We start from the raw sequence: 24,754 nt of genomic DNA, 5'->3' as shown, positions 1-24,754 counted from the left end.
ACCGGGTCCTCTCATGATCAAGCCGGACATACCTTCAAACGGACCATCCGGTGTATCTGTGCGCCTGCTTCTGGCGGTTCTGTTTCTGGCAGTGATCTGTACCGGTTGCCTGCCTTCGGTGAAGCGTATTGACGGTGGCCGGCTGGCCGGTGAACAGTACTGGCGGGGCCGGATCGATATCTTCGGTGATGTCGAGCTGGTTGCCGGCAGCAGTCTGGTGATCGCCCCCGGCAGTGACATCGTTTTTCATCCCGCGCCCCCGGAACTCGACCGCTGGCGGGACCATCCCCATTTCCCCGGCAGTGAACTGGTGATCCGTGGTGACTTCCGGGCCGAAGGGACAGCCTCCCGCCCGATCCGCTTTCGCGCGTCCGTGGCTGATGCCCCGGCCGGCAGCTGGGGGGGGATCAACATCAGCAGCAGCCCTTCGACCCGTATCCGCCACGCCGTTTTCAGCGGTGCCGACAGTGCCCTGCATATTCAGGAATCGACCGCATCCATCGAGGATTCCGTCTTCAGCGGCAACCTGGTGGCCATCCGTTTTCATTCCAGCAATATTCTCATTGATCACAACCGGATTGTCGACAACGACACCGGCATCCGTTTTCATTTCGGCGCTCCGGTCATCCGCAATAACCAGATCAGCAACAATCGCCGCGGGTTGTTCATCACGGCCCACCCCCGGGACTTGCGGATCGAGAACAACAGTTTTATCGCTAACCGGGATTATGATGTGGTTCTCGGCGAGGAGGTCCCGGAAGATATTCAGTTCGGCGGTAACTGGTGGGGAACGACCGATGTCAGGCAGGTTTCGCCGCGGATCTACGACCGGGAACGGGATGACCTGCTCGGCCGGGTTCTGTTACGACCGTTGCGTGAATCTCCCGTCGCGGGGGTGGGGCCGAGATGAAGCCGGTCGACAGTCGGCGCTGGAGCCTGCGACGCGAATTCGACAGGGATCTGGTGGAAACCCTCGGTCGTGAACTGGGGGTTTCTCCCTGGGCGGCCCGGGTGCTGGCCGCCCGCAGTGTCGAAACCCCCGAAGAGGGCCGACTGTTTCTGCAGGCCCGGCTCAGCAACCTTCCCGATCCATTCCTGCTTAAGGGCGTCGGTACCGCGGTCGAGCGTCTGGTCATGGCGATCGAACAGCAGCAGCTGATCAGCGTGCACGGTGATTATGATGTCGACGGCATCACCGGGACCGCCCTGCTGACGCAGACCCTGCAATCGTTCGGCGGTCGGGTTGAATATCATATCCCGCTGCGGCTGAAGGATGGCTACGGACTTTCGGCCGAGGCTCTCAGGTCCGCTGCCGGGAACGACGCCCGGGTTGTGGTGTCGGTTGATTGCGGCATCTCCGCCCATGCCGAGGCGGAACTGGCGGCCGAGCTCGGTCTCGACCTGATCATCACCGATCACCATCAACCCCCGGATTCCCTGCCGCGCGCCCTGGCCCTGGTCAATCCCCATCAGCCCGGCTGCTCATTTCCCGACCGGAACCTGTGCGGCGTCGGGGTCGCTTTTATGCTGCTGGTGGCGTTGCGCAAAGCGTTGCGTGAACGGGGCTGGTTCGCGCAGCGGCCGGAGCCGGACCTGCGGCAGCAACTCGACCTGGTCGCGCTCGGTACGGTGGCCGACCTGGTACCGTTGACCGGTCTCAACCGGACCCTGGTCCGGAGCGGTCTGCAACGTCTCGATCAGGGGCCGAGGCCCGGTATCCGGGCGCTCAAGGATGTGGCCGGGGTGCGCGAGGTGTCCGCCGGGGCGGTCGGTTTCCGGTTGGCGCCGCGGCTCAATGCCGCCGGACGGTTGGAAGATGCCGCGCTCGGCGTCGAGTTGCTGCTGACCGACGATGCCGACCGCGCGCGGGAACTGGCCGAACAGCTTGATGATTTCAACCAGCAGCGTCAGCAGATCGAACAGACCACCTTTGCCGACGCGGTGGCGCAACTGGAGGATGCCGAGGAACGGTTTTCCATCGTGCTGGCCGATCCGACCTGGCATTCCGGAGTGATCGGCATCGTCGCCAGCCGGCTGGTGGAACGCTATGGTCGACCGACCCTGCTGATCGCTCTGGATGAAGAGAACGGCAAAGGGTCGGGGCGGTCGGTGCGCGGGTTTCACCTCTATCATGGCCTGCAGGCCTGTGCCGATGACCTGCTCGGTTTCGGCGGTCATGAATATGCCGCTGGTTTCAGTATCGCGGCGGATCGTCTCGATGCGTTCAGCGAGCGTTTCGAGGCCCGGGTCCGCTGTGTTTTGACCATGGAAGACCTGATGCCGACCCTGCTCTACGAAGGGGAAATCGGTCTCGATGAGTTGGGCATGGAGCTTGTGGCCGAATTGGAATCGCTGGCTCCGTTCGGCATGGGCAACCCGGAGCCGGTGCTGCTGGCCCGCAATGTCGATCTCCACCGGGTGGAGGCGATCGGGGACGGCAGCCACCTGCGCTGCGTCGCCCGCCAGGGTGGCTACAGCTGCAACTGCATTGCCTTCAGGATGGCCGAGCGGATCGAGGAGTTCTGCGGCCCTTGTGACCTCCTGTTCACCCCCGGCATCAATGAGTGGAAGGGGCGCCGCAGCGTGCAGCTGCGTCTGCGCGACCTGCGCCCGGCGACATCTCAGGCAGAAGCCTGACGGATAAAGTTTCCCAGCGCCCGGTCTTCCATGCAGATGTGCTCGTAAAGCCAGTCGATCACCATCTCGTTGATTTCGGCGGCCAGTTCCTGCTTGGCGGGATTGTCGAGCAGCCGCCTTTCGAGCTGCTGCAACCTGCGGCAGAATCCCAGATGCTGGCGTCGGTGCATCTCCAGTGCCTGGTAGTGATGCTCCTCCATCAGCGCCTCTTCGGCGCGGAAATGCTCATTGGCGTAGTTATGCAGAAAGGTGAGCATCTGTTCAGACTGCGCGGCGCTGCCCTTGTCCGCCAGGCAGGCACTGAGCAACTGGTTGACATGGTCGAACAGTTCCCGGTGCTGCGCGTCGATCTGGTCGACCCCCACGCTCAGTTCCCTGGTCCAGTAGAGGTTCAGTTCCATGGTCCCGCTCCCGGTTGGCAACGGGGCCGGTCGCCCGACCGGCCCCTGCCGCTCTTATCGTCCGGGAGGGAAGGGGAGTTTACCCTTGAATCAGCCCGGTTGCAGGCCCAGGTCAGCGGCCAGCCTGTTCCAGGCGGGAAGACTGCGTTCAATGACCTCCCGCTCGACGCAGTAGGCGATGCGGAAATAGCCGGGAGCGCCGAAGCCGCTGCCGGGCACCAGCAGGATATTGTGCTGCTGGGCGCGGGTGACGAAAGCGACGTCATCCTCGATCGGGGAGCGGGGGAAGAGGTAGAAAGCGCCGCCCGGTTTCACCATTTTGAAACCGAGGCTTGTCAGGTGGTCGAACAGCAGGTCCCGTTTTTCCTGGTAGGGAGTGATGGCGACGCTTTCGTCCTGCAGATCGGCGACCAGCCGCTGGGCCATGGCCGGGGCGTTGACGAAGCCGAGAACCCGGTTGCAGAACACGGCGCCGGCCATGAACAGACTGCTGTCCTGCAGCTTCGGGCTGGCCGCGAGGTAGCCGATCCGTTCTCCCGGCAGCGCCAGGTCCTTTGAATGCGAGGTGACGATCACCGCGTTGTCGACGCAGGCGAAAAGGCTGGGAACCTGCTGTCCCTGGTAGGCGATGCGGGCGTAGGGCTCATCGGAAATCACCACCACCGCGCGTCCGGTTTCCTGTTGGCGGCGCTTGAGCAGGGCGTCGAGCCGCCGCAGGTCCGCTTCCGGATAGATGACCCCGGTCGGATTGTTGGGTGAGTTGATGATCAGGGCGCAGGTTTTTTCGGAAATCGCCGCCTCGATGGCGTCGAGGTCGAGCTGGAAGTCCTCGCGCCGGGTCCAGACCTCGCGCGCGATGCCGCCGTGGTTGTCGATGTAGAACTTGTACTCGACGAAATAGGGGGTCAGGATGATGACTTCGTCGCCGGGATTGAGCAGCGTCTTGAGAACCACGTTCAGGGCGCCGCCGGCGCCGCAGGTCATGATCACCTGGCCGGCATCGACCTTCAGGCCGCTGGTTCGGCTCAGCCGCTCGGCGACCGCGGCGCGGGTCCGATCGTAGCCGGCATTGTTCATATAACGGTGCATGCCCGGTTCGGGATGGGCGGCCATCCGGCGCAGCTGCTCGTTGAAGCGCGGCGGGGGCTCGACAGTCGGGTTGCCGAGAGTGAAGTCGAAAACCTGATCGTCACCGTGGATTTCGCGCAGTCGGGCGCCTTCCTCGAACATCCGGCGGATCCACGAAGAACGATCGATAAAGGTCTGGATTTTCTCTGAAATCGGCATAATGTCTCCTGTCGGGCACCGGCCGGTGAGCGGACGGCTGTCGCGGGTTGCAAAATCGTGCCGTAGTTTAACGGTCGAAGGCGCCCTGATGCAAGCGGAACAATTGATTTTTTCCGGCCAATCGGCTAAGGTTTCGATCCTACCTGAATCCGTGAGTTCCTGTTGGATGAAGAGTGCAAGTGCTTGGCCTGGATGGGATTTCCAAAAATCTGAAGCGCACCCATAGGTTCGCTGGTGATTTTTGGGAAGCTCAGGCAGGTCAATGACTTGTGCTGTACGCCGACAAGGGATTCGCTGATTCAGGTACTATTCAAGCCGGGGGGCCTGCCTGGAAAATTCGGATGGCGGCCCTCTTAAGGAGCCGGGTGTGACTGAGGACAAGCTCAAGGAATTCCGCCGCCGGATCGACGTCATCGATGACCAGATCCTCGATCTGCTCAATCGCCGGGCCCGCATCGTTGTCGAGGTCGGCAAGGCCAAGCAGGGCGCCCGGGGTGATTTCTATGTGCCGAGTCGCGAGAAGGCGATTTACGACCGGCTGATTCATGACAATCCCGGCCCCTTTCCCGATGATGGAGTACGGCGGGTGTTCCGGGAGATCATCTCGGCCTCGCTTTCCCTGGAGGAACCGCTGAAGGTCGCTTTTCTCGGTCCCCAGGCAACCTTCACCCACGTCGCGACCATGCAGCAGTTCGGCCAGTCGGCGAGACTGGTGCCACAGAAAAGCATTCCCGCTGTCTTTGACGAGGTGGCGCGCGACCGGGCCAACTATGGCGTGGTGCCGGTGGAGAATTCCAACGAGGGAATTGTCAACCATACCCTCGATATGTTTTTCGAATCGGATCTGAAGATCATCGCCGAGATTCTGCTGGAGATTTCCCATGACCTGCTGTCGGTCAGTGGTGATCTGGCGGCAGTACGCAAGGTGATCTCCCATCCGCAGGCGCTGGCCCAGTGTCGGGAGTGGCTGGAGGAAAACCTGCCACATGTTCCCCTGGTCGATGTCGCCAGTACCGCCCTCGCGGCGCAGCTGGTGGCTGATGACGAGAGCGCGGCGGCCATCGCCAGTAAGCAGGCCGGCAGCCTTTACGGCCTCAAGGTCGCGAAGCACAAGATCGAGGATAATCCGAACAATTTTACCCGTTTCCTGGTTGTCGGCCGAAATACGCCGTCTCGCAGCGGCAACGACAAAACCTCGATCATGTTCAGCGTCAAGGATGAAGCGGGTATTCTCTACCGGATGCTGGAGCCCTTCAGCAGCCGCGGCATCAACCTGTGCAAAATCGAGAGTCGCCCATTGCGTAAAAAGGCCTGGGAATACATCTTCTTCCTCGACCTCGAAGGGCATATCGAAGACGCTGTTATCCGCGAGGCGGTCGAAGACCTGCGCCAGTACTGCCAGTTTCTCAAGGTGCTCGGTTCCTATCCGCGCGTACGCTGACCCGCCGCCGATTTACCCGCAGGCTGATTCAAGGACAAGAGATGACGGATTTTCATATCGGTAGACTGACGGTGATCGGGGTCGGGTTGATCGGCGGGTCACTCGCCCTGGCGTTGCGTGATGCCGGTGTTGTCGATGACATTGTCGGTGCCGGACGCAGTATTGAAAACCTTGAAACCGCGCTTGAACTGGAGATTGTCGATCGCTACTGTCTCGATCCGGTCGAGGCGGTTCAGGGGGCCGACCTGGTTTTTCTCTCCACGCCGGTACAGACGTTTGGTTCCCTGGCCGGACAGCTGCTGCCGGCCATGAAACCGGGGTCGATCCTGACCGACGGCGGCAGCGTCAAGGGGGATGTCATCCACCAGATTGAACCGCTGCTGCCGCCCGGCATCGCCTTTGTCCCCGGACATCCCATTGCCGGTACGGAAAACAGTGGCGCCACGGCGGCCTTCTCCACTCTTTATCGGGACAAACGCTGTATTCTGACGCCCACGCCGATCACTCCCGCGGCGGCCCTGGAGACGGTGCGGCGGATGTGGCAGGTCGCCGGCAGCGAGGTGGTGGTGATGGAGGTGGAAAAGCATGACCGCATTCTTGCCGCCATCAGTCATCTGCCGCACATGATCGCCTACACGCTGGTCAATGCCGTCGGGTCCTATGATCGTTTCGAGGAGAATATCCTTGAATATTCCGCCGGTGGGTTTCGGGACTTCACCCGTATCGCCTCTTCGGATCCGACCATGTGGCGCGATATCGCCCTGACCAATCGCGAGGCGTTGCTTGAAATGATGGAGCGTTATGAAAATTTCCTTGCCGAACTGAAAGAGGACATCCGCTCCGGAGAAGGCCAGAAGCTTTATGATTTCTTTTTGAAATCCAAACTGTTACGTGATGCTATCTTGTAGATCGGATCAACTATGGTTGAACACAGAATTATGACCTCAGTGAGCCGTTTCGGTGGTGAAATAACCGTCCCCGGCGACAAGTCGATTTCCCATCGTTCGATCATGCTCGGTTCGCTGGCCGAGGGCGAAACCCTGGTTCGCGGTTTCCTGCATGGCGAAGACAACCATGCCACTCTCGCCGCCTTCCGGGCGATGGGGATCAGGATTGAGGAGCGGGCTGACGGGGCGCTGTTGATCCACGGACACGGCCTGCATGGTCTCACGGAGCCGGAGGACGTGCTGGATTGCGGCAATTCCGGAACCACCATGCGGCTGATGACCGGCCTGCTGTCCGGGCAGGCCTTCTTTTCGGTGTTGACCGGTGATCAGTACCTGCGGCGGCGGCCGATGAAACGGGTTACCACTCCGCTGTCCCTGATGGGAGCCCGCATTCAGGGGCGGGACGGTGATGAGCGCGCCCCGCTGGCGATCCGGGGGGGCAGTCTGGTCGGTATCGACTATCATTCGCCGATCGCCAGCGCCCAGGTCAAGTCAGCGCTGCTGCTGGCCGGACTCTACGCCGACGGACCGACCACGGTTCACGAACCGCATCTGTCACGCGATCACAGCGAGCGGATGCTCAGCTTCTTCGGCGCCGACCTGCGGACCTTTGCCGGCGGCGTCACCATCCAGCCGCAGCCGCGTCTGTCCGGCCGCGAGGTCGCTGTCCCCGGTGACATCTCCTCGGCGGCCTTCTTTCTGGTGGCGGCGCTGATCACCCCCGGCAGCGAGCTGCTGATCCGCAATGTCGGCATCAATCCGACCCGCAGCGGGGTGATTGACATTCTGCAGGCCATGGGCGGTTGTATCGAACCGCTCAATTGCCGCGAGGTCAGCGGCGAACCGGTGGCCGATCTGCTGGTGCGGCACAGTGATCTGCGCGGGATCGAGATCGGCGGTGACCTGGTGCCGCGGGCGATCGACGAATTTCCGGTTATCAGCGTCGCCGCGGCCGTGGCGGAAGGCGTCACGGTGATCCGCGACGCCCGTGAACTGCGCGTCAAGGAGACCGACCGTATCGCCGCCATGGTCACGGAACTCGGTAAGCTCGGCGCCGATCTTGAGGCGCGGGAAGATGGTATGGTGATTCACGGTCGGGAGACGCTGTCCGGCGGCCGGGTCGATTCTCATGGTGACCACCGTATCGCCATGAGCATGGCGATCGCGGGACTGCGTGCCGCCGGAGAGGTCCGGATCGACAACACCGCCTGCACCGCCACTTCTTTTCCCGACTTCTGGGAGCTGCTTGAAAAGGTGCGTCATGGCTGAGTCCAATCATCGACGGGAGTTGATTGTTGCCATCGACGGGCCTTCCGGGGTTGGCAAAAGCACCTTGAGCCGACGGCTGGCCGAACGTCTCAAGTATCTCAACATCGATACCGGAGCCATGTACCGTTCGGTTGCCCTGGCGGCCCTTCGCAACGGGATCAAGGCGGACGACGCCGTGGGCCTGGAGTCGCTCTGTGGGACTCTTGAGATCGATTTTCGCCGTTGTGAAGGGGATTTGCGGGTTTTTCTCAATGGTGAAGATGTCAGTGAGCTGATCCGCACACCCGAGGTCAGCCTGCTGACCGCCCGGGTTGCCGCCGTGGCCGTTGTCCGGCAGGCGCTGGTTGATCAGCAACGACGGCTTGGAGCCGATGGCGGCGTGGTGCTCGAAGGGCGTGATATCGGCAGCGTGGTCTTTCCCGACGCCGAGGTGAAGATCTTTCTTCAGGCCACGACCGAAGAGCGGGGCAGGCGGCGTTATCTTGAACTTCGCGCCAGGGGGCACGCGGTTGACCTGGAACAGACCATACGGGAAGTAGCCGAGCGGGACCAAGCCGATATGAACCGCAGTATCGCCCCGTTGGTCCAGGCCGAGGATGCCGTGCTGATTGATACCACCGGGCTGGATGTTGACGCGGTTTTCCGGCGCATGTTCGACCTTGTCATGGAGCGGCGCCGGTTGCATGGACTGGGCGCTCTGCGAGAGAATTGAAATCATGAGAATCATTCTTGCCAAGAGTGCCGGCTTCTGTTTCGGGGTCAAACGCGCCACCCGGATGGCCTTCGACGCGACCGAAGAGCATGATCATCTCTCATCTCTCGGGCCGATCATTCATTCTCCGCAACTGGTGCGCCAGCTGGAAGAGAAGGGTGTTCGGGTGGTCGACGAGGTCCCCGCGGCCGGGGAGGGGGCGGTTATCATCCGTTCCCACGGCGTGACCCGGGGGGAGATGGAGCAGATCGCCCGGCGGCAGCTTGAGGTGGTCGACGCGACCTGTCCCTTCGTCAAGAAAGCCCAGGAATTCGCCGCCGAACTGAGCGCGGATGGTTATCACCTGGTGCTGGTCGGCGAAGAGGAACACCCGGAGGTTCAGGGGATTGTCTCCTATGGTGAGGAGGGCAGGGTCAGCGTGGTCGCCGACCCTGAAGCGGCCGAACGGCTGCCCCGTTCGAGCAAGATCGGGGTGATCGCGCAAACCACCCAGTCCTTCGACAATTTCAACGCCATTGTCGGTGTCTGCCTGCGCAAGGCCAAAGAGGTTCGCGTCTACAACACCATCTGCGATGCGACCTCGGTTCGCCAGCAGGAGGCCAAGAGCCTTGCCGCCCGGGTTGACCTGATGCTGGTGGTCGGTGGGCGCAACAGCGCCAACACGACTCGACTGGCGGTGATCTGTCGGGAACTGCAGGATAATACCAGGCATATCGAGACTGCTGACGACCTTGAACCCGGCTGGCTGGAGGGGGTCGAGACCGTGGGATTGACCGCCGGGGCTTCGACGCCGTCCTGGCTGATCGAACAGGTTGTGGCACGGCTTGAAACCCTCGCCGGAACCTGACCTTGGATCAGCTCACAGGCGGTCTGTTCAGGGTAAATAAGAGTTTGTTTTTTCGTTTGCTTTATGCTAACGTCACGCTTCGCGGTCTGGTGCCAAGGCACCGCCGGACTGCCGCCCGGCGGCAGAAAATCCTTAGGGGGTAAGTAGGTTAATGGTGGAGAATAACGAACTGACTAACCAGGAAGACGAACTGTTGGACAACGAAGAACTGGACGGGATGGAAGAGGAGAGTTTCGCTGAACTCTTTGAAAACAGCCTCAAGGACCGGGAAATCCGACGCGGCAACGTTGTCGAGGGAACCGTTGTCCAGGTCAATGCCGACGCGGTCATCGTCGATGTCGGCGGCAAGTCCGAGGGCATTATTCCGGCCGGCGAATTCGCCGGCGAGGATGGGGCCGCTGATCTCAAGGTCGGCGACACATTCGATGTCCTCATCGAAAGCACCGAGAACGAGAACGGACTGATCAGCCTTTCCAAGGAAAAAGCCGACCGCCAGAAGGTCTGGGCAACCCTGGAAGAGGGGGCTGTTGTCGATGGCCGCATCGCGTCCCGCATCAAGGGCGGGCTGACGGTCGATATCGGAGTCAGCGCGTTTCTGCCCGGATCGCAGGTTGACCTGCGGCCGGTACGCAATCTCGACAAGCTGATCAACGAGACGTTCCAGTTCAAGATCATCAAGCTGAACAAGCGTCGCGGCAATATCGTGCTGTCGCGCCGGGTGCTGCTGGAGGAAGAGCGTGCCAGCCAGCGTACTGAAACCCTCAAGGTGCTGGAAGAGGGCAAGGTGATGGAAGGTGTGGTCAAGAACCTCACCGATTACGGTGCCTTCATTGATCTCGGCGGTATCGACGGTCTGCTGCACATCACCGACATGTCTTGGGGGCGGGTGGCGCACCCTTCCGACATTCTCGGGGTGGGCGACACCATCAATGTCAAGATTCTCAAGTATGACCAGGAGAAAGAACGTGTTTCTCTCGGTCTGAAGCAGATCGCTCCCGATCCCTGGCTGACCGTGGCCGAAAAGTACGAAATCGGCGCCAAGGTCAAGGGCAAGGTGGTCAGCCTGACCGATTACGGTTCATTCGTCGAACTCGAAGATGGTGTTGAGGGTCTGATCCATGTTTCCGAGATGAGCTGGACCAAGCGGGTCAAGCACCCGAACAAGATTCTCAGCGTCGGCGACGAGGTCGAGTCGGTGGTCCTGGCGGTCGACACCGAGAACCGGCGGATTTCCCTCGGCTTGAAACAGATTGAACCGAATCCCTGGGAAGTCATCGGCGAGAAGTTCCCGATCGGCACCATTATCGAGGGTCAGGTCAAGAATATCACCGATTTCGGTATTTTCGTCGGCGTCGATGAAGGTATTGACGGCCTGGTGCATATCTCCGACCTTTCCTGGACCAAGCGGGTCAAGCACCCTTCGGAAATGTTCAAGAAAGGGGATATCGTCAAGGCTGTGGTGCTCAATATCGATCGCGAGAACGAGCGGTTCTCCCTTGGGCTGAAGCAACTTAATGTTGATCCCTGGAGTGAAATCCCGCAGCGTTATGCCCCGGGAACCATCATCAGGGGCAAGGTGACCTCGGTGACCGATTTCGGCATCTTCCTCGAGGTCGAGGAAGGGATCGAAGGCCTGATCCATGTTTCCGAAATCAGTCACGAGAAGATTGATTCGCCGAAGGACTTTGCCAAGGTTGGTGACGAGATCGAAACATGTGTCCTCAATGTTGACACGGTGGATCGTAAAATCGCCCTGTCGATCAAGCAGCTTGACGAGCAGAAGGAAAAAGCCGAGGTCAACGAGTTCCTCGGTGCGCAGAAGAATGCGACCTCCAATCTCGGTGACCTGCTGCAGGGCGCGTTTAAATCCACGAACAAGGATCAGGAAGACTGATTCCCTGTCCGTCCCCCCGCTGGTTTCACCGGGGGGACGGACAGCCCTTTCTCCATCATGTTTTCGCATGGTGAATTTGGCGTTCCTCGCCGATGTCCGGCCGGTACGCCGGGTTCCGATTCAGGGGCCTTTGATTCCGAAAGCGCAATGCGCGTCATGATCATAACAAACCATTTCTTCCGGGAGGCGGTATGAAAAAACATCCGTTTTTAATGGCCCTTCTCCTGGTCGGCTGTGTTTTTGTTTTCTTTTTCATCTCGGTGCTGGTCATCGCCAGTTTCCTCGGTCGGCCGACGGTCTTCCCGGTTGGGAAAAAAGTGGCAGTGGTCGAACTGCAGGGTGTCATTGACTCTTCCCGTGAGTTGATGGAGACCATTGTTGATTTCCGCGACGACGACTCGGTCAAGGCCATCGTGCTCCGAATCAATTCTCCGGGAGGTGCTGTCGGTCCTGCCCAGGAGGTCTACGAAGAAATAAAAAAAGCGGCCAAGGTTAAACCGGTTGTTGTCTCCATGGGGTCCGTGGCGGCTTCCGGCGGTTATTACGTGGCTGTCCCGGCACAACGCATCCTGGCCAATCCCGGGACCATTACCGGCAGCATCGGCGTGATCATGCAGTTCACCAATTTTGAGGAACTGCTGGCAAAAATCGGCCTCAAGAGTGAGGTGGTCAAAAGCGGCAGCCTGAAGGATATCGGTTCTTCGACCCGCCCGATGACGGAGCAGGATCGACAGGTCCTGCAGACACTTATCGACGATGTTCACCAGCAGTTTATGACGGCTGTTGCCGAAGGTCGGAAAATGGACCTGAAGAAGGTCAAGGCTCTTGCCGACGGGCGGATTTTCACCGGCCGCCAGGCTCTTCAGGCCGGCCTGGTTGATGAACTCGGCAATCTTCAGGATGCCATTGCCATTGCCGGTAAGCTCGGCGGTATTGAAGGTAAGCCGCAAGTTATCTATCCCCCCCGGGTCCAACCAGGGGTTCTGAATTATCTTTTTGAAGAAGGTACGTCCCAGGTGCGGCGGGTCTTGTCGCGTTCCAGCCTGTCCGGCCTGCAGTTTCTTTGGACTGGAATTGAATAGGAGGTTTTCATGACCAAGAGTGAATTGATTGAAAGGTTGTCTTATAATGCCGGGGAGCTGAACAAGAAGGAAGCCGAAGTGGTCGTCAATACAATTTTCGACAGCATCGGCAATGCCCTGGTGAACGGAGATCGGGTGGAGATTCGCGGCTTCGGGTCATTTACCGTGCGCGAGCGTGAAGCCCGCGAAGCACGCAATCCGAAAAGTGGCGAGGTGGTTTCAATTCCCGCCAAGAAGACGCCGTTTTTCAAAACAGGCAAGGAACTTCGCGCCCGGGTTAATAACGGCACGGTCTGATATAGCGGATGCCGTTTCGCCGTCAAACATAGCAGAGGCTCCGTGGTCAGACCACGGGGCCTCTGTTGTTTTCCGGGATGCCGATCGCGCCCAGGCTATGAGCCTGTACTGACTGGCCGGGCTCGCGATTCGCTTCAGGCTGCCCATCGTTGTCATGGGTTTGCTCACCACGAATCGACGAAGCGATTGCCGAACTGTTCGTTGGTCATGGCCTCAGACAGCGTGTCGTACACCCCAGAATATGCTGGTCATGTGTACCTAATCTATCACAGGGTTGATTGTTGTCAAAGCCTGTTGGCGAAAAACCTGATTCAGGAAAAAGAATGTCGGCATCCAGAAACGATGATCATCTGGAGTTTTCGTGGCCATAAATTTTTCAGAGAGTGATGTCCCGGGCGAGCGGCAACGGCAGCATTTCAAGCGTTTTGTTGCCGTTGCGGAAGATAGCCTGCGGATAGACCAGTACCTGTCGGCGGTCTTTCCGCAATTCAGTCGCGGCTTCTGGAAAAAGGCGCTGTCCACCGGTTCCATCCATGTCGATGGTCGCAGGATCAGCCAGTGTTCAAGATCTGTCCGGACCGGGCAGCGGGTTGAGGTTTTCCTTGACGGTCTGCCGCTTGAAAAGCACCTGATTGACGCGCAACAGGTTCTGTTCGAAGATGAAAACCTCCTGGTTCTCAACAAACCGGCAGGTCTTGATACCCAACCGACTCCGTCCCGGTTTCAGGGAACTCTCTACCAGGGCATTCTTGATTATCTCGGTCGCGGCAAGGGGGCCGGACGCCGACCCGAGATCGGCATGGTACAGCGTCTTGACCGTGATACTTCCGGAGTCATCGCTTTTTCGATTCATCCCCGGGCTCACCGCTCCCTCAGCGAGCAGTTTCGGCAGCACGAAATCCGCAAAACCTACCTCGCCCTGGTTTGCGGGATGCTTGAAAATGAACAGGGTGAATTCAAATCCAACCTCGCTAAAATCAGAGCCATCAACAGGGTGCGATCGGTTGCGCGCGGCGGCAAGCCGGCCCTGACCCGCTATCGCCTGGTCCGGGCTGCCGATGGGGTTTCCCTGGTGGAGGTGGAACTGGTTACCGGTCGCATGCATCAGATCCGGGCCCATTTTTCCGAAGCGGGCCATCCTCTGTGCGGAGACATCCGCTATGACGGTGTTGGTCGTCTCCATGGTCTCGACATCCCCGGGCAGTTGCTGCACTCCTGGAAGCTGAGTCTGGCGCACCCCGTGACGGGGCAGGCTATCGACCTGAAGGCGTCTCTTCCTCGCGACTGGTTGCCCCTGCTTGAAGCCTGTGGTTTTCCAGCCGCGATGCTGCGCAATATTGTACCTGAATCCGATTGAGTCGTTGCGCGCGGCTTCGTGAATCGCTAGTATAGCTTTCACCTTTTCTCCCACCTTTTTCGGAGTCGACATGCTGCGTTATCCTGAAATCGATCCCGTTCTGGTTCACATCGGCCCGCTGGCGGTGCGTTGGTACGGATTGATGTACCTGCTTGGTTTTCTGGCATCCTACGTCCTGATTCGCACCCTGGCACGGCGTCGCCACCTCGACCTGGATGCCGATGCCGTTTCGGACCTGCTCTTTTATGCTGTGATCGGAGTGATTTTGGGCGGTCGTTTCGGCTATGTGCTTTTCTACAACGCCCCCTATTTCCTGCACCACCCTTTGCAGGTCTTTGCTGTCTGGCAGGGGGGGATGAGTTTTCACGGTGGGCTGCTGGGCGTGATCTGCGCCTCGGTGCTGTTCTGTCGTCGACGCAAGTTGCCGATATTGCTGACCGGTGATGTCCTGGCCACCAGCGCCACCGTCGGGCTCGGCTTGGGACGTCTCGGCAATTTTATCAACGGTGAACTCTGGGGACGGGTGACCGATGTTCCCTGGGGCATGGTGTTCCCCCAGGCCGGTCCGATACCTCGTCATCCGAGTCAGCTTTATGAATTTCTGCTTGAAGGGGTGCTGCTTTTCTGCCTGCTGTGGTGGCTGCACCGGAGACATGCCCCTGCCGGGGTTCCCTTCTTTACGTTTTTTCTCGGCTATGGCTGTTTCCGTTTTCTGGTGGAGTTTTTTCGGCAACCGGATGAACAGCTCGGGTTTCTCTGGGGAGGCGCCACCATGGGCCAGCTGTTGTCGTTGCCGATGATTGTCTTCGGGCTGGTCGGACTGGTCATGGTGCTGCGAAGGAACAATGCATGAGTGCGGTTGACGGGGTCATCTTCGATTGTGACGGGGTGCTTTTTTCCAGTCATGACGCCAACCTGGCCTATTACAATCTCGTATTGCGGCAGCTGGGCGCGGCCCCGGTGCTGCCTGACCAGGAAGAGCGTGCCCGTCTTTGTCATACAGCCGCGAGTCCCGAAGTTTTCCGGCAGTTGCTGGGGGAGGACCGGGTGGAAGAGGCCCTTTCCCTGGCTTCACGGGTTGATTATCGGCAGTTCCTGCATTTGATGCATCCGGAACCGGACATGGTCGAAACAGTGCGCCTGCTGGCGGCAAGGCTGCCGCTGGCCATTGCGACCAACCGGGGGAACAGCATGCCCGAAATCCTGCGCCATTTCGGTCTGGAGGAATATTTTCAGGTGGTTGTGACCAGTCGGGATGTCGCTCGGCCCAAGCCGGCTCCGGACATGCTGCATCTGGCCGCCGACCGGCTCGCGACACCGCCACGACGGCTGTTGTTTGTCGGGGATTCGGCGCTTGATCAGCAGGCGGCTGTCGACGCCGGAGTTCGTTTCGTCGCTTACCGCAATCCGGCCGAAGGGGACTGGAACATCGACCGTCTCAGCCGATTGATTGAGATCGTCTCCGGGCCGGGAGTGGCATGTCGTTCTTTGTCGGGGGTCAGTGCAGGGATTTGATCATTTCCAGTACGTGACCGTCCTTCAATCGTTTGTAGGTGACTTCGTCCATCAGTGAGCGGATGATATAGACCCCTCGTCCGTGCTCGTCCAGGTATTTAAGCTCCGGGCTCGGCAGTCTGGTGATGTCGAACCCTTCTCCCTGATCGTAGACTCTGATGTGCAGTTTCTGATCTTTGATGTAGATGGAGATGTGGATTTCCTTGTCGGGATCATCGTCGTTGGCATGACGGATGGCATTGCTGATCGCCTCGGTCAGAACCAGGTTGATATGATAGGCAAGCTCCTCCCGGTCCCCCTTGAAGCGTTTCAGGGTACGGGCGATATCCTCGCCGATCTTGCCGATCAGCCCCAGGTAGCGGGTCTGGTTGGGAACCTTGATGTCGACTTCGAGCTTGTCAGTCATGATTGCCTGGAAAAGGGCGGAGCGGTTTTTGCGGTCGATCCGCCCGTCAATGGTCTATTCAAAACTGGCCAGTGCTTCTTCACTGTCAGGGAAAATTTCGAACACCCGGTGAAGCCGGGTCAGCTCGAACATCGACTTGACCTGGGGTTGCAGTCCGCAGAGTTTGAGGCTGCCGTTGCGGGCGCTGGCGTTCTTGAAGCCGGAAACCAGCGATCCAAGCCCTGAGGAATCAACAAAACGGACGTCGACCAGGTTGACCACCAGGTTGTTTTTGCCTTCCTCGAAGAGGTTGAGCATCTGGTTCTTCAACTCACCGCTGTTGTGGGCATCGAGGCGTTCTTCCTTGACCTGGATCAGCACAACATTGTCTTTTTCTTCAATCTGAACGATCATTGCATCTCTCCTTGCTTGGTATCCGAATTCTGTGCGTCCCTTGTCGGCGGAGAGTACAAGTCATTGATCTGTCTGAGCTTCCCCAAAATCACCAGCGAACCTCTGGGTGTGCTTCAGATTTTTGGAAATCTCATTCAGGCCGGGCACTTGTACTCTCCATCCAACAGGAACCCACTGATTCAGGTAGTATTGTTCAATGGTTATCTCACGCATTTCACACTCCACCTAGCATACCACAAAGCTTTCATTTATGCTTTGCTTCAGCGGGCAAGGGCTGTTTCAGCTGTATGTCGTCAGTCGGTACCCGTGTCTTCTTCGACCTTCATCACCACCAGGGAAATATCGTCGCGGAAATTATGCACCCCGGTGAAGAGCCTGACCTGTTCCAGGAGCTGATCGATGATCTGCTGCGGTTCCAGGTCTACAAGTTCGGGAATGATGGCGCAGAGGCGTTCGTCACCGAAAAAATCCCCATGGCTGTTTTCTGCCTCGGTAATCCCGTCGGTGTACAGCAGCAGCAGGTCGCCCGGCTGAAGTTCCAGGCGTTTGCGTTCAAAACGAACTTCATGGATCACGCCGAGGATCAGTCCTTCGGCGTCAAGCCGTTCGATCTCGCCGCTGGCGGCCCGGTAGACGATCGGTGGGTTGTGGCCGGCGCTGGAATATTCGAGCAGGCGGGTTCGCGGCTGGTACTTGAGGAACACCATGGTGATAAAGAGTTCCGCCTGCCCCAGGTCCTCGTAGAAAAATTCGTTCAACGCTTCCAGAACCAGGTCGGTGCTTGCCAGGCTGACGGATTGAGCCCGTATGAAAGTCCGGGTTTCGGCCATCAACAGGGCTGAGCCGATATTGTGCCCGGAAACATCGGCAATCACCAGGTCAAGGGACCCATCGTCGCGCACCAGGTAATCGTAATAATCGCCACCAACTTCCTTGGCCGGAACGCAGATGCCGGCCAGGACAATTCCCGGCAGCTGCGGGACGGTGGAGGGCAGCAGGCCGAGCTGAATGGTTTTGGCAATTTCCATCTCTTTCTGTTGTTCATGGGCTTCGATCAGGCGCTCGGTCTGCTGGTTGTTGCGCCAGGCAACACCGACCTGGCCGGCAAGGCTGGTGAAAAGCTCGACGAATTCATCGGTGAAAATGCCTTTGACCTGTTTGCTGAAGGCCGACAGTACTCCGATCGGTTCTCCTTCGATGGTGATCGGCGCGTGGGCGAAGGCCTTGATCCCCTCCCGGTGGATGATCTCTGCCGTTGCCTGTTTATCCATGAAGTCACTGTCGTTGACCACCACCGGGGAATTGGTCAGGAAAGTCTGGCCGATGCAGGTCTCCATGGTCAGTTCCCGTTCTGACTGGCCGAGGTGTTCCGAACTCATTCCCCTTTGACTGCGCACCGTCAGGGTCATGCTCTCATGGTCAATGATCCGGATGACGCAGAGGTCGAATTTGAACTGGTCGCCGAGCAGGTCGAGGATTTCATCGAGGATTTTCTTCAGTGGCGCGCCGCTGGCGACCACCCGGGCCGATTCATAGAGGATGGATAACTGTTCGCGACTGGCCGTTCGGCTGATGGTCACCGAGCCGAAGATGTCAAAAACATCTTCCATCTCGCTGCCGCGGGTTGCCAGGTAGTTTTCAACGATGATGCGCGCCGGGGCGGCTCCGACGGAACCGGCCAGGGTGCGCTCGGTGAAATGTTTCAACCCCGGCAGCTCAAATTCCGAAAGGCTGCCTCGCAGATCGATTTCACGATTGCCGAGATATTCTGAAATGGCCGTATGCGCCTGTTTCTCACCGATGAACTTGGTCATCAGGTCAATGAATTCGACTACGGTCGGTGCCTTGCTGATCCGTTGCCGTTCCTGGGGTTCCAGGCGTTTGTCGAAGACATCAACGAATTTGCCGATCTGTTCTTCCTCGCTTTCAGTCGGTTGCGAAAAGAGTGAGAGGGTCAGGAAAGCGCCGACATTGAAGAACATGGTCCAGAAGAGGGAATGGGACCAGATATCGAACCCGGACAGGCCGAACAGTTCCAGGGGGCGAAGAAATTTCAGTCCAAGCAGCCCGTTCTCGAGAATGTCGCTGTGCAGCCAGCCGGACCGGACGAAGGAAGGGATCAGCAGGGTGTAGAACCAGACCAGGAAGCCGAGGATCAGTCCGAGAGCGGCGCCGCGTCGTGTTGCCCGTTTCCAGTAAAGACCGCCGATCAGGGCCGGGGCGAACTGGGTGGAGGCGATAAAGGAAATCAGACCGATGTTCACCAGCGCGTAGGACTCGCCGATGATCCGGTAGTAGAGATAGCCGAGAAAGATCACCGCGAGGATGGCGAAACGCTTGATGTTGATCAGCATCACCGAGAAATCACGGGTTTCGATCTGGAATTTCAGGATCAGCGGCATGATCAGGTGATTGAGGATCATGGTCGCTAATGCCACCGAGGAGACCATGACCATTCCGGCCGCCGCTGAAAAGCCGCCAAGGTAGGCGAGCATGCCGAGCCAGTGGTGACCGGTCTGCAGCGGCAGGTTGATGACGAAGTAGTCGGCATTGGTCACGTCCCCGTTATTGAGCAGCAGGCCGCCGAGGGCGATGGGAATAACGAACAGGTTGATAGCGAAAATATAGGCCGGGAAACGCCACATGGCCTTCTTGATGTGTTCTTCATCCGAGTTTTCGATCACCATGATGTGAAATTGGCGCGGCAGGAACATGAAGGCCATCATTGAAATGAAGGTCAGGCTGAACCATTTGACGTAGGGGATCTGTTCGGTGTCGATCAGCAGCAGTTGGTGGCGATCAGGAAACTTTTCGGCGAAACGGGTGAAGATATCGGTAAAACCATCAAAAGCGCCATAGGTGATGAAAATTCCCACAGCCAGAAAGGCGACAATCTTGATCAATGATTCGAGCGCGATAGCCGCCACCAGGCCCTCATGACGTTCCGAGGCGTCGAGGTGACGGGCGCCGAACAGGACGCCGAACAGGCCGAGAAAGAGAGCCACGACAAAGGCGGTATCGATGTAGGAAGGCAGGCGCGGGAGGAAATGATTGAATCCGTGACTGAGCTGGGAGGCTGGAATGGTCAGGATATCGAAGGTTTGTGAAACCGCTTTGAGCTGCAGGGCGATATAGGGCATGATGCCGACCACGGCGAAAATGGTGACGATGGCGCCCATGAACGCCGATTTCCCATAACGGCAGGAGATGAAGTCGGCAATACTGACGATATTCTGTTCTTTGCTGATGCGCACCATGCGGCGCAACAGGAACCACCAGGAAAAAGCGATCAGGGTCGGGCCGAGATAGATGGTCAGGAAGTCGAGTCCGCTGGTAGCGGCGCGGCCGACGCTGCCGTAGAAGGTCCAGGAGGTACAGTAGACCGCCAGGGAGAGGGAATAGATGTTGGCGTTGGAGATGATGCTCTGTCCCTGCTCCCGCTTGCGGTCGGCATAGTAGGCAACCATGAAGAGCAGGGCCAGGTAAAGAAGTGATACCAGGGCCACCAGTTCGAAAGAGTTCATGGTTGGTCCCTGTTGTCCGGTTGGCTGCTGTTGCGGTCGAGCAACCGGGTGAAGAGAAAGATCACCATGATCGACAGCGGCCAGCCGACCATCAGGTAGAGAATCAGGATGGGGATACCGAACAGGGTGGCGTCTTTATTGAAGATATGGATAAACGGGTAGTTGAGCATGACCACGCCGAGCAGGAAACAGAGCACCCAGGCTTCTTTCAGTTGTGACGGTTGCCGCATTTTCTTCATGGCCGGTCTCTTGATCGTTGGAAATTGTTGAACAATTTAGAAATTATAGCCGATTCTTCCCGGCCGTCGCGAAAAAGTTCGAGGTGACAGCCGGTGAAGTCAACGGGGCCGGTTCTGTTTTGCTGTCCGGTTCATCGGCATGATCTGCTGATATCGGCTGGACAATCGGCAGACATGACATAAACTCTTGATATTGTTCAAACGTTAACATAGTTCCTGTCCCTGTAAAGGGGATTTTCCGGGACCCTGATAAATTGACCGAAAGCGATCTGTCGTGCTAGATTCAGGCGTGTTCCGGAGTGACTGTAGTTGGCCACCCGAATCTTGTCATCCCCCACTTTCCGGACCCCTTGCTGTTATGCTCAGACAACTTCTGCTCCTCGGCCTGTTCACCTCTCTCTGCCTGCTGGCCGGATGCACCCCCGGAATCGACAGTCAAAGTCCTGAAGACCCGGCGCCGGTCCCCTTTGCAGCCCGCCTGCACCATCCCGAAGCCTGGTCCTATTATTACTTTGCCCAGAGTCGCCTGCTCGGCGATGAGGGCGCCCTGGAACAGGCCGAAGCCTCTCTGGACAAGGCGATGGAATTTGATCCCGATGATGCTTATCTGTCGGTTTCCCTGGCGCGCTTGCGCCTGGAACAGAGGAATGTCAAGGGAGCGATTCAGGCGCTTGAGAGTGCTCTTGTCAAGGATGCTTCCCTGGTTGATGCCTATCTGCTGCTCGGCGGCATCTATTATTCCCAACGGCAGTTTGAACAGGCCATCAAGCCGCTTTCTGAAGCGGTTCGTCTCGCCCCCGAGCGGGAACCGTCCTATCTCCATCTAGGGCTTGCCTATATCGGCAACGGTGAACTGCAGCGGGCTATTGATACCTTCGAGCAGATGCTCAAGGTCGCGCCCGATTCCATTCCGGCGCGTCTCAATCTGGCTCGCGCCTATCGGCAGTTGGAACTCGGCAGTCGTGCCGGTGATTATTACCGGGATATCCTGCGTATCGCCCCACACCTGTTGGTTGTTTATCTCGAATATGGTGATTTGCTGGAGAAGCAACGGGATGACGGACGGGCCGAAGATCTCTACCGGACAGGTCTGGGACAGGTCAACCGCAAGGGGCCGCTTTATCACCGGCTGGCCCGGCTCCTGGTTAAACAGCAACGCTTCAACGAAGCTCTTGAATTTCTCCGCCGGCAACAGGTCGCCCAGCCGGATGATCTCGAAGCCTGGAGAAAGGCCGGACTGATCTATCTTGAACAGAAGAACTGGGATCTGGCGGCGAAAAGCTTCCGTTATATTCTCAACCGTCGCTCCGATCTGCCGCAGATTCATTACTATCTCGGCACCGCGCTTGAGCAGCAGGAAGAATGGCCCGATGCTCTTGAGGCTTTCAACTCGGTGCCCGATGATTCGAACCTTTTCGGAGATGCTCTGTATCACCGCAGTTACCTGAATCATCAGCTGGGTCATAATGAACAGGCTATCAAGCTGCTCAGGGAACTGATCGACCGCGGTGGCGCGCGGGCTGAATTCTACGATTATCTCGCCTCCCTCCAGAATGATGCCGGAGACAGGGACGCTGCGCTCAGGGTTGTCAACGAGGGGCTGAAAAAATTTCCGGATGACGTTGATCTGCTCTATCATCGTGGTGTACTCGAAGAACAAAGCGGAGACCGCGCTGCGGCGATGCTGACCATGCAGCAGCTTATCACCGTCGACCCTGATCATGTCGAGGCGATGAATTTCGTTGCTTACGGTTTCGCTGAAGAAAATCGCAACCTGCCGCAGGCTCTCCGCCTGGTGCAGAAGGCGTTGCAACTCAAGCGGGCACCTCATATCCTGGATACCCTGGGCTGGATCTATTACCGTCTCGGACGATTGCAGGAGGCCCGGCAGAGTCTTGAGGAGGCGGTGCAGGGACTTGCCGCAGATCCGGTTGTTCTTGAGCATCTGGGGGACGTGTACCGCGCTCTCGGGTTGAAAGGAAAAGCTGCCGATATTTATTCCCGCGCGCTCAAGGCAGCGCCGGAAACGCCGGGTCTGAGAGAGAAATTGCAGCAGGTGAGGCCGCAATGAGTTCGGCCGGCAGAGTGCGCCTGGTCCTGATCTGTCTTGTTCCGATTTTGTTGCAGGCCTGTGCGGTTCCCCGACCGACGGCTCCGCCTGTTGTTGATGTCGGCGCCCGGGAATTGCTGCAACACCTCGAAAGCAGTGCCCGCAGGCTGCAGAGCCTGCGGGGGCTGGCCAGGGTGCGGGTTGAAAGTCCGCAGCGAAATTTCGGAGCAACCCAGGTTCTGCTGGTCAGCAAGCCGAACCGGATGCGGGCTGAAACCCTGAGTCTTTTCGGCACGCCGATGCTGCTGTTGAGCAGTGACGGACGCCAGTTGCAGGTGCTGGTGCCGGGGCAGAACCGTTTTTACCAGGGTGTGGCCAGCGGTCGCAACCTGCAGCGTTTCACCCATCTGCCGTTACGCCTGGAAGACCTGGTGCATCTGCTTCTTTATCAGGTTCCTCTGTTGGTGAATGTTGAACGGTTGCAGGCTGATGCCGCGGGACCGCTCCTGTTTCTGTCAGGGGACGGAGACCGCCGGCAGGAGCTGCAATTCGACAATCAACTGCGGCTGGTTCGTTGCCGCCTGTCGCGCGGCGGTGCTGTCTGGCTCGATATAGGCTATGGAGATTTTTCATCCGAGCAGAATTTCCCGCGTCGCATCTCCCTGCGTTTGCCGCAGCGTGATATTCTGCTGGAGGTCCAGTTCCGGCAGCTTGAAATCAACCCGCAGCTTGATCCGCGGCGTTTCGTCCTTGTCCGCCCGGCCGGAGCGAAGCTGATCGCGTTGCCTGGAGACTGATTTTATGATCCGTAAATCAGTATCTGTATTGCTGGTGTTGCTGATGATGGTGTTATTGCTTTCCGGCTGTCAGCCTGACGAAGGTTTTGTTCCCGAGTCGGACGCGGATGCCAAGCCGGCCTATGGCGACACCTTCATCGAGGCGTCGATCGGCGAGCCCAGCAACCTGTTGCCGATTCTGGCGACCGACAGTGCCTCATCGGAAATCAACGGCCTGGTTTACAACGGCCTGGTGCGCTACGACAAGAATCTGAAGCTCGAAGGCGAACTGGCTGAATCCTGGGATATCTCGCCCGACAACCTGACCATCACGTTTCATTTGCGCAAGGGGGTGAAGTGGCACGACGGGGCCCCGTTCACCTCTGCCGACGTGATGTTCACCTACCGGCTTTACATTGATCCCGACACGCCGACCGCTTACGCGGAATCCTACAAACAGGTCAAACATGCCGAGGCTCCCGACGATTACACGTTCCGGGTCACCTACGACAAGCCTTATGCTCCGGCGCTCGGCAGCTGGGCAATGAGGATTCTGCCGAAGCATCTGCTTGATGGGGTGCCGATCACCAAGAGTCCCCTTTCGCGGCATCCGATTGGAACCGGCCCCTTTGTTTTCACCGAGTGGCAATCGGGGGAGAAGGTCGTGGTGGAGGCCAATCCCGATTATTTCGAAGGTCGTCCCTTCCTGAAGCGCGTTGTCTATCGGGTCATCCCGGATCAGACCACCCAGTTTCTGCTGCTGCGCAACGGGGACCTCGATTACATGGATCTGTCTCCCATCCAGTACCAGACCCAGACAGACACTCTCGCCTTCGAGCGTCGTTTCAACAAATATCGCTATCTCGCTTTCAGCTATACCTATCTTGGCTATAATCTTGAAAGACCGCTGTTCAAGGATCGCCGGGTGCGCCAGGCGCTTTCTTACGCCATCAATAAACAGGAAATTATCGAAGGGGTCCTGCTGGGACTTGGTCAGGCCGCGACCGGCCCCTATAAACCGGATACCTGGGTCTACAATCCCAATGTAAAACGCTACCCCTATGATCCTGATAAAGCGCGGGCGTTGCTGGCCGAGGCGGGATGGCATGACAGTGACGGTGACGGCATTCTCGACAAGGACGGCCGGCCGCTGCAGTTTACCATTATCACCAATCAGGGTAACGATCTGCGCATCAAGACGGGTGAGATCATGCAGCAGCGTTTCCGGGAGGTCGGTGTCTCGGTCAAGCTGCGGGTGATCGAATGGGCTGCCTTTCTGAAGGATTTCATCCATGCCGGCAATTTCGACGCCTGTATCCTCGGCTGGGCCGGAGGTCCGGAACCCGACCAGTACAATATCTGGCATTCCAGCAAGACCGGCACCCGGGAGTTGAACTTCATTCACTTCAGGAACGCCGAAGTGGATCGGTTGCTGGAGGAGGGGAGACGCACCTTTGACCAGGAAAAACGGAAAAAGATCTACGACCGCTTCCAGGAAATCCTTGCCGAAGAGCAGCCCTACACTTTTCTTTACGTGGCCGAGTCGTTGCCGGTGGTGGCGCGCCGACTGCACGGAATCGAGCCCGCGCCGGCCGGTATCACCCACAATTTCATTCGTTGGTATGTTCCTGAAGAGGAGCAGAAATATGCCCGCTGACAGCCGCCGCCTTCAAGGGAGCT

Annotated in this window: 23 protein-coding genes and 1 other RNA gene; 16 read left to right on the top strand and 8 right to left on the bottom strand. The window is 58.4% G+C overall.

Going from position 1 to position 24,754, the window contains the following annotated elements:
* Positions 1-58: 58 nt before the first annotated feature.
* Together C2E25_RS05910 and recJ are read left to right on the top strand one after the other, a co-directional pair.
* Complete coding sequence (locus tag C2E25_RS05910; RefSeq protein ID WP_158247154.1) at positions 59-910, top strand: right-handed parallel beta-helix repeat-containing protein; 852 nt, start codon at positions 59-61, stop codon at positions 908-910.
* A complete protein-coding gene (gene recJ / locus C2E25_RS05905; protein ID WP_103114850.1) occupies positions 907-2,637 on the top strand; it encodes a single-stranded-DNA-specific exonuclease RecJ in 1,731 nt (576 codons plus the stop codon). Before C2E25_RS05910 ends, recJ begins: the two co-directional genes overlap by 4 nt.
* On the opposite strand, the gene C2E25_RS05900 is transcribed toward recJ, so the two are convergent.
* Together C2E25_RS05900 and C2E25_RS05895 are read right to left on the bottom strand one after the other, a co-directional pair.
* Positions 2,622-3,038, bottom strand: coding sequence for a bacteriohemerythrin (locus tag C2E25_RS05900; protein WP_103114849.1), 417 nt, complete (start codon positions 3,036-3,038; stop codon positions 2,622-2,624). The genes recJ and C2E25_RS05900 overlap by 16 nt on opposite strands.
* A gap of 90 nt (positions 3,039-3,128) precedes the next feature.
* Positions 3,129-4,325 carry a pyridoxal phosphate-dependent aminotransferase gene (locus C2E25_RS05895; protein ID WP_103114848.1) on the bottom strand — a complete coding sequence of 399 codons (1,197 nt, stop codon included), beginning with the start codon at positions 4,323-4,325 and terminating at the stop codon, positions 3,129-3,131.
* Positions 4,326-4,692: 367 nt separating this feature from the next.
* Here C2E25_RS05895 and pheA point away from each other — a divergent pair, with 367 nt between their 5' ends.
* The 8 genes from pheA (at position 4,693) to C2E25_RS05855 (ending at position 12,814) form a co-directional block, all read left to right on the top strand.
* Positions 4,693-5,766 (top strand): prephenate dehydratase, encoded by a 1,074-nt coding sequence (gene pheA / locus C2E25_RS05890; protein WP_103114847.1) that lies wholly within the window; start codon positions 4,693-4,695, stop codon positions 5,764-5,766.
* 41 nt (positions 5,767-5,807) lie between these two features.
* Positions 5,808-6,674, top strand: coding sequence for a prephenate dehydrogenase (locus C2E25_RS05885; RefSeq protein WP_103114846.1), 867 nt, complete (start codon positions 5,808-5,810; stop codon positions 6,672-6,674).
* A gap of 30 nt (positions 6,675-6,704) precedes the next feature.
* Positions 6,705-7,982, top strand: coding sequence for a 3-phosphoshikimate 1-carboxyvinyltransferase (aroA, locus tag C2E25_RS05880; protein WP_233189356.1), 1,278 nt, complete (start codon positions 6,705-6,707; stop codon positions 7,980-7,982).
* A complete protein-coding gene (cmk, locus tag C2E25_RS05875) occupies positions 7,975-8,694 on the top strand; it encodes a (d)CMP kinase (protein WP_103114844.1) in 720 nt (239 codons plus the stop codon). Before aroA ends, cmk begins: the two co-directional genes overlap by 8 nt.
* A gap of 4 nt (positions 8,695-8,698) precedes the next feature.
* Positions 8,699-9,541 (top strand): 4-hydroxy-3-methylbut-2-enyl diphosphate reductase, encoded by an 843-nt coding sequence (ispH, locus tag C2E25_RS05870; protein WP_103114869.1) that lies wholly within the window; start codon positions 8,699-8,701, stop codon positions 9,539-9,541.
* Positions 9,542-9,692: 151 nt separating this feature from the next.
* Positions 9,693-11,435, top strand: coding sequence for a 30S ribosomal protein S1 (locus C2E25_RS05865; RefSeq protein WP_103114843.1), 1,743 nt, complete (start codon positions 9,693-9,695; stop codon positions 11,433-11,435).
* 191 nt (positions 11,436-11,626) lie between these two features.
* Positions 11,627-12,517 (top strand): signal peptide peptidase SppA, encoded by an 891-nt coding sequence (gene sppA / locus C2E25_RS05860; RefSeq protein WP_103114842.1) that lies wholly within the window; start codon positions 11,627-11,629, stop codon positions 12,515-12,517.
* Between the two features lie 9 nt (positions 12,518-12,526).
* The gene (locus C2E25_RS05855; RefSeq protein ID WP_103114841.1) at positions 12,527-12,814 is read left to right on the top strand and encodes an integration host factor subunit beta; all 288 of its coding nucleotides are present in this window, start codon (positions 12,527-12,529) and stop codon (positions 12,812-12,814) included.
* A 65-nt stretch (positions 12,815-12,879) separates the two neighbouring features.
* Here C2E25_RS05855 and ssrS read toward each other — a convergent pair.
* Positions 12,880-13,058: non-coding RNA, 6S RNA (ssrS, locus tag C2E25_RS05850), on the bottom strand.
* Positions 13,059-13,175: 117 nt separating this feature from the next.
* Between ssrS and C2E25_RS05845 the strand changes: the two genes are divergently transcribed.
* The 3 genes from C2E25_RS05845 to C2E25_RS05835 all read left to right on the top strand — a co-directional run bounded on the left by C2E25_RS05845 (position 13,176) and on the right by C2E25_RS05835 (position 15,686).
* On the top strand, positions 13,176-14,171 hold the full coding sequence (locus C2E25_RS05845; protein ID WP_233189352.1) for an RluA family pseudouridine synthase: 996 nt from the start codon (positions 13,176-13,178) through the stop codon (positions 14,169-14,171).
* 73 nt (positions 14,172-14,244) lie between these two features.
* Positions 14,245-15,024 (top strand): prolipoprotein diacylglyceryl transferase, encoded by a 780-nt coding sequence (lgt, locus tag C2E25_RS05840; RefSeq protein ID WP_199177370.1) that lies wholly within the window; start codon positions 14,245-14,247, stop codon positions 15,022-15,024.
* A complete protein-coding gene (locus tag C2E25_RS05835) occupies positions 15,021-15,686 on the top strand; it encodes an HAD family hydrolase (protein WP_103114839.1) in 666 nt (221 codons plus the stop codon). Before lgt ends, C2E25_RS05835 begins: the two co-directional genes overlap by 4 nt.
* On the opposite strand, the gene C2E25_RS05830 is transcribed toward C2E25_RS05835, so the two are convergent.
* The 5 genes from C2E25_RS05830 to C2E25_RS05815 all read right to left on the bottom strand — a co-directional run bounded on the left by C2E25_RS05830 (position 15,670) and on the right by C2E25_RS05815 (position 20,248).
* Positions 15,670-16,092 carry an ATP-binding protein gene (locus C2E25_RS05830; protein ID WP_085009805.1) on the bottom strand — a complete coding sequence of 141 codons (423 nt, stop codon included), beginning with the start codon at positions 16,090-16,092 and terminating at the stop codon, positions 15,670-15,672. The genes C2E25_RS05835 and C2E25_RS05830 overlap by 17 nt on opposite strands.
* Positions 16,093-16,146: 54 nt before the next feature.
* On the bottom strand, positions 16,147-16,485 hold the full coding sequence (locus C2E25_RS05825) for an STAS domain-containing protein (RefSeq protein ID WP_085009806.1): 339 nt from the start codon (positions 16,483-16,485) through the stop codon (positions 16,147-16,149).
* A gap of 60 nt (positions 16,486-16,545) precedes the next feature.
* Complete coding sequence (locus C2E25_RS17470; protein WP_158247153.1) at positions 16,546-16,698, bottom strand: hypothetical protein; 153 nt, start codon at positions 16,696-16,698, stop codon at positions 16,546-16,548.
* Between the two features lie 80 nt (positions 16,699-16,778).
* Entirely contained in the window at positions 16,779-20,009 is a 3,231-nt protein-coding gene (locus C2E25_RS05820; protein ID WP_103114837.1) for a SpoIIE family protein phosphatase, read from the bottom strand.
* Positions 20,006-20,248 carry a hypothetical protein gene (locus tag C2E25_RS05815; RefSeq protein WP_103114836.1) on the bottom strand — a complete coding sequence of 81 codons (243 nt, stop codon included), beginning with the start codon at positions 20,246-20,248 and terminating at the stop codon, positions 20,006-20,008. Before C2E25_RS05815 ends, C2E25_RS05820 begins: the two co-directional genes overlap by 4 nt.
* A 358-nt stretch (positions 20,249-20,606) precedes the next feature.
* On the opposite strand from C2E25_RS05815, the gene C2E25_RS05810 reads away from it, so the two are divergent.
* The 3 genes from C2E25_RS05810 to C2E25_RS05800 are packed head-to-tail and all read left to right on the top strand — an operon-like array spanning position 20,607 to position 24,731.
* Entirely contained in the window at positions 20,607-22,319 is a 1,713-nt protein-coding gene (locus tag C2E25_RS05810; protein ID WP_103114835.1) for a tetratricopeptide repeat protein, read from the top strand.
* Entirely contained in the window at positions 22,316-23,095 is a 780-nt protein-coding gene (locus C2E25_RS05805) for a LolA family protein (protein WP_103114834.1), read from the top strand. Before C2E25_RS05810 ends, C2E25_RS05805 begins: the two co-directional genes overlap by 4 nt.
* A gap of 4 nt (positions 23,096-23,099) precedes the next feature.
* On the top strand, positions 23,100-24,731 hold the full coding sequence (locus C2E25_RS05800; protein ID WP_103114833.1) for a peptide-binding protein: 1,632 nt from the start codon (positions 23,100-23,102) through the stop codon (positions 24,729-24,731).
* Positions 24,732-24,754 lie beyond the last annotated feature (23 nt).

It is taken from the genome of Geothermobacter hydrogeniphilus (assembly GCF_002898515.1).
In the GTDB taxonomy this organism is placed as follows: Bacteria; Desulfobacterota; Desulfuromonadia; order Desulfuromonadales; family Geothermobacteraceae; genus Geothermobacter_A.
Note: the sequence above shows the minus strand (reverse complement) of the source record. Positions and strands in the feature narration are given on the sequence as shown.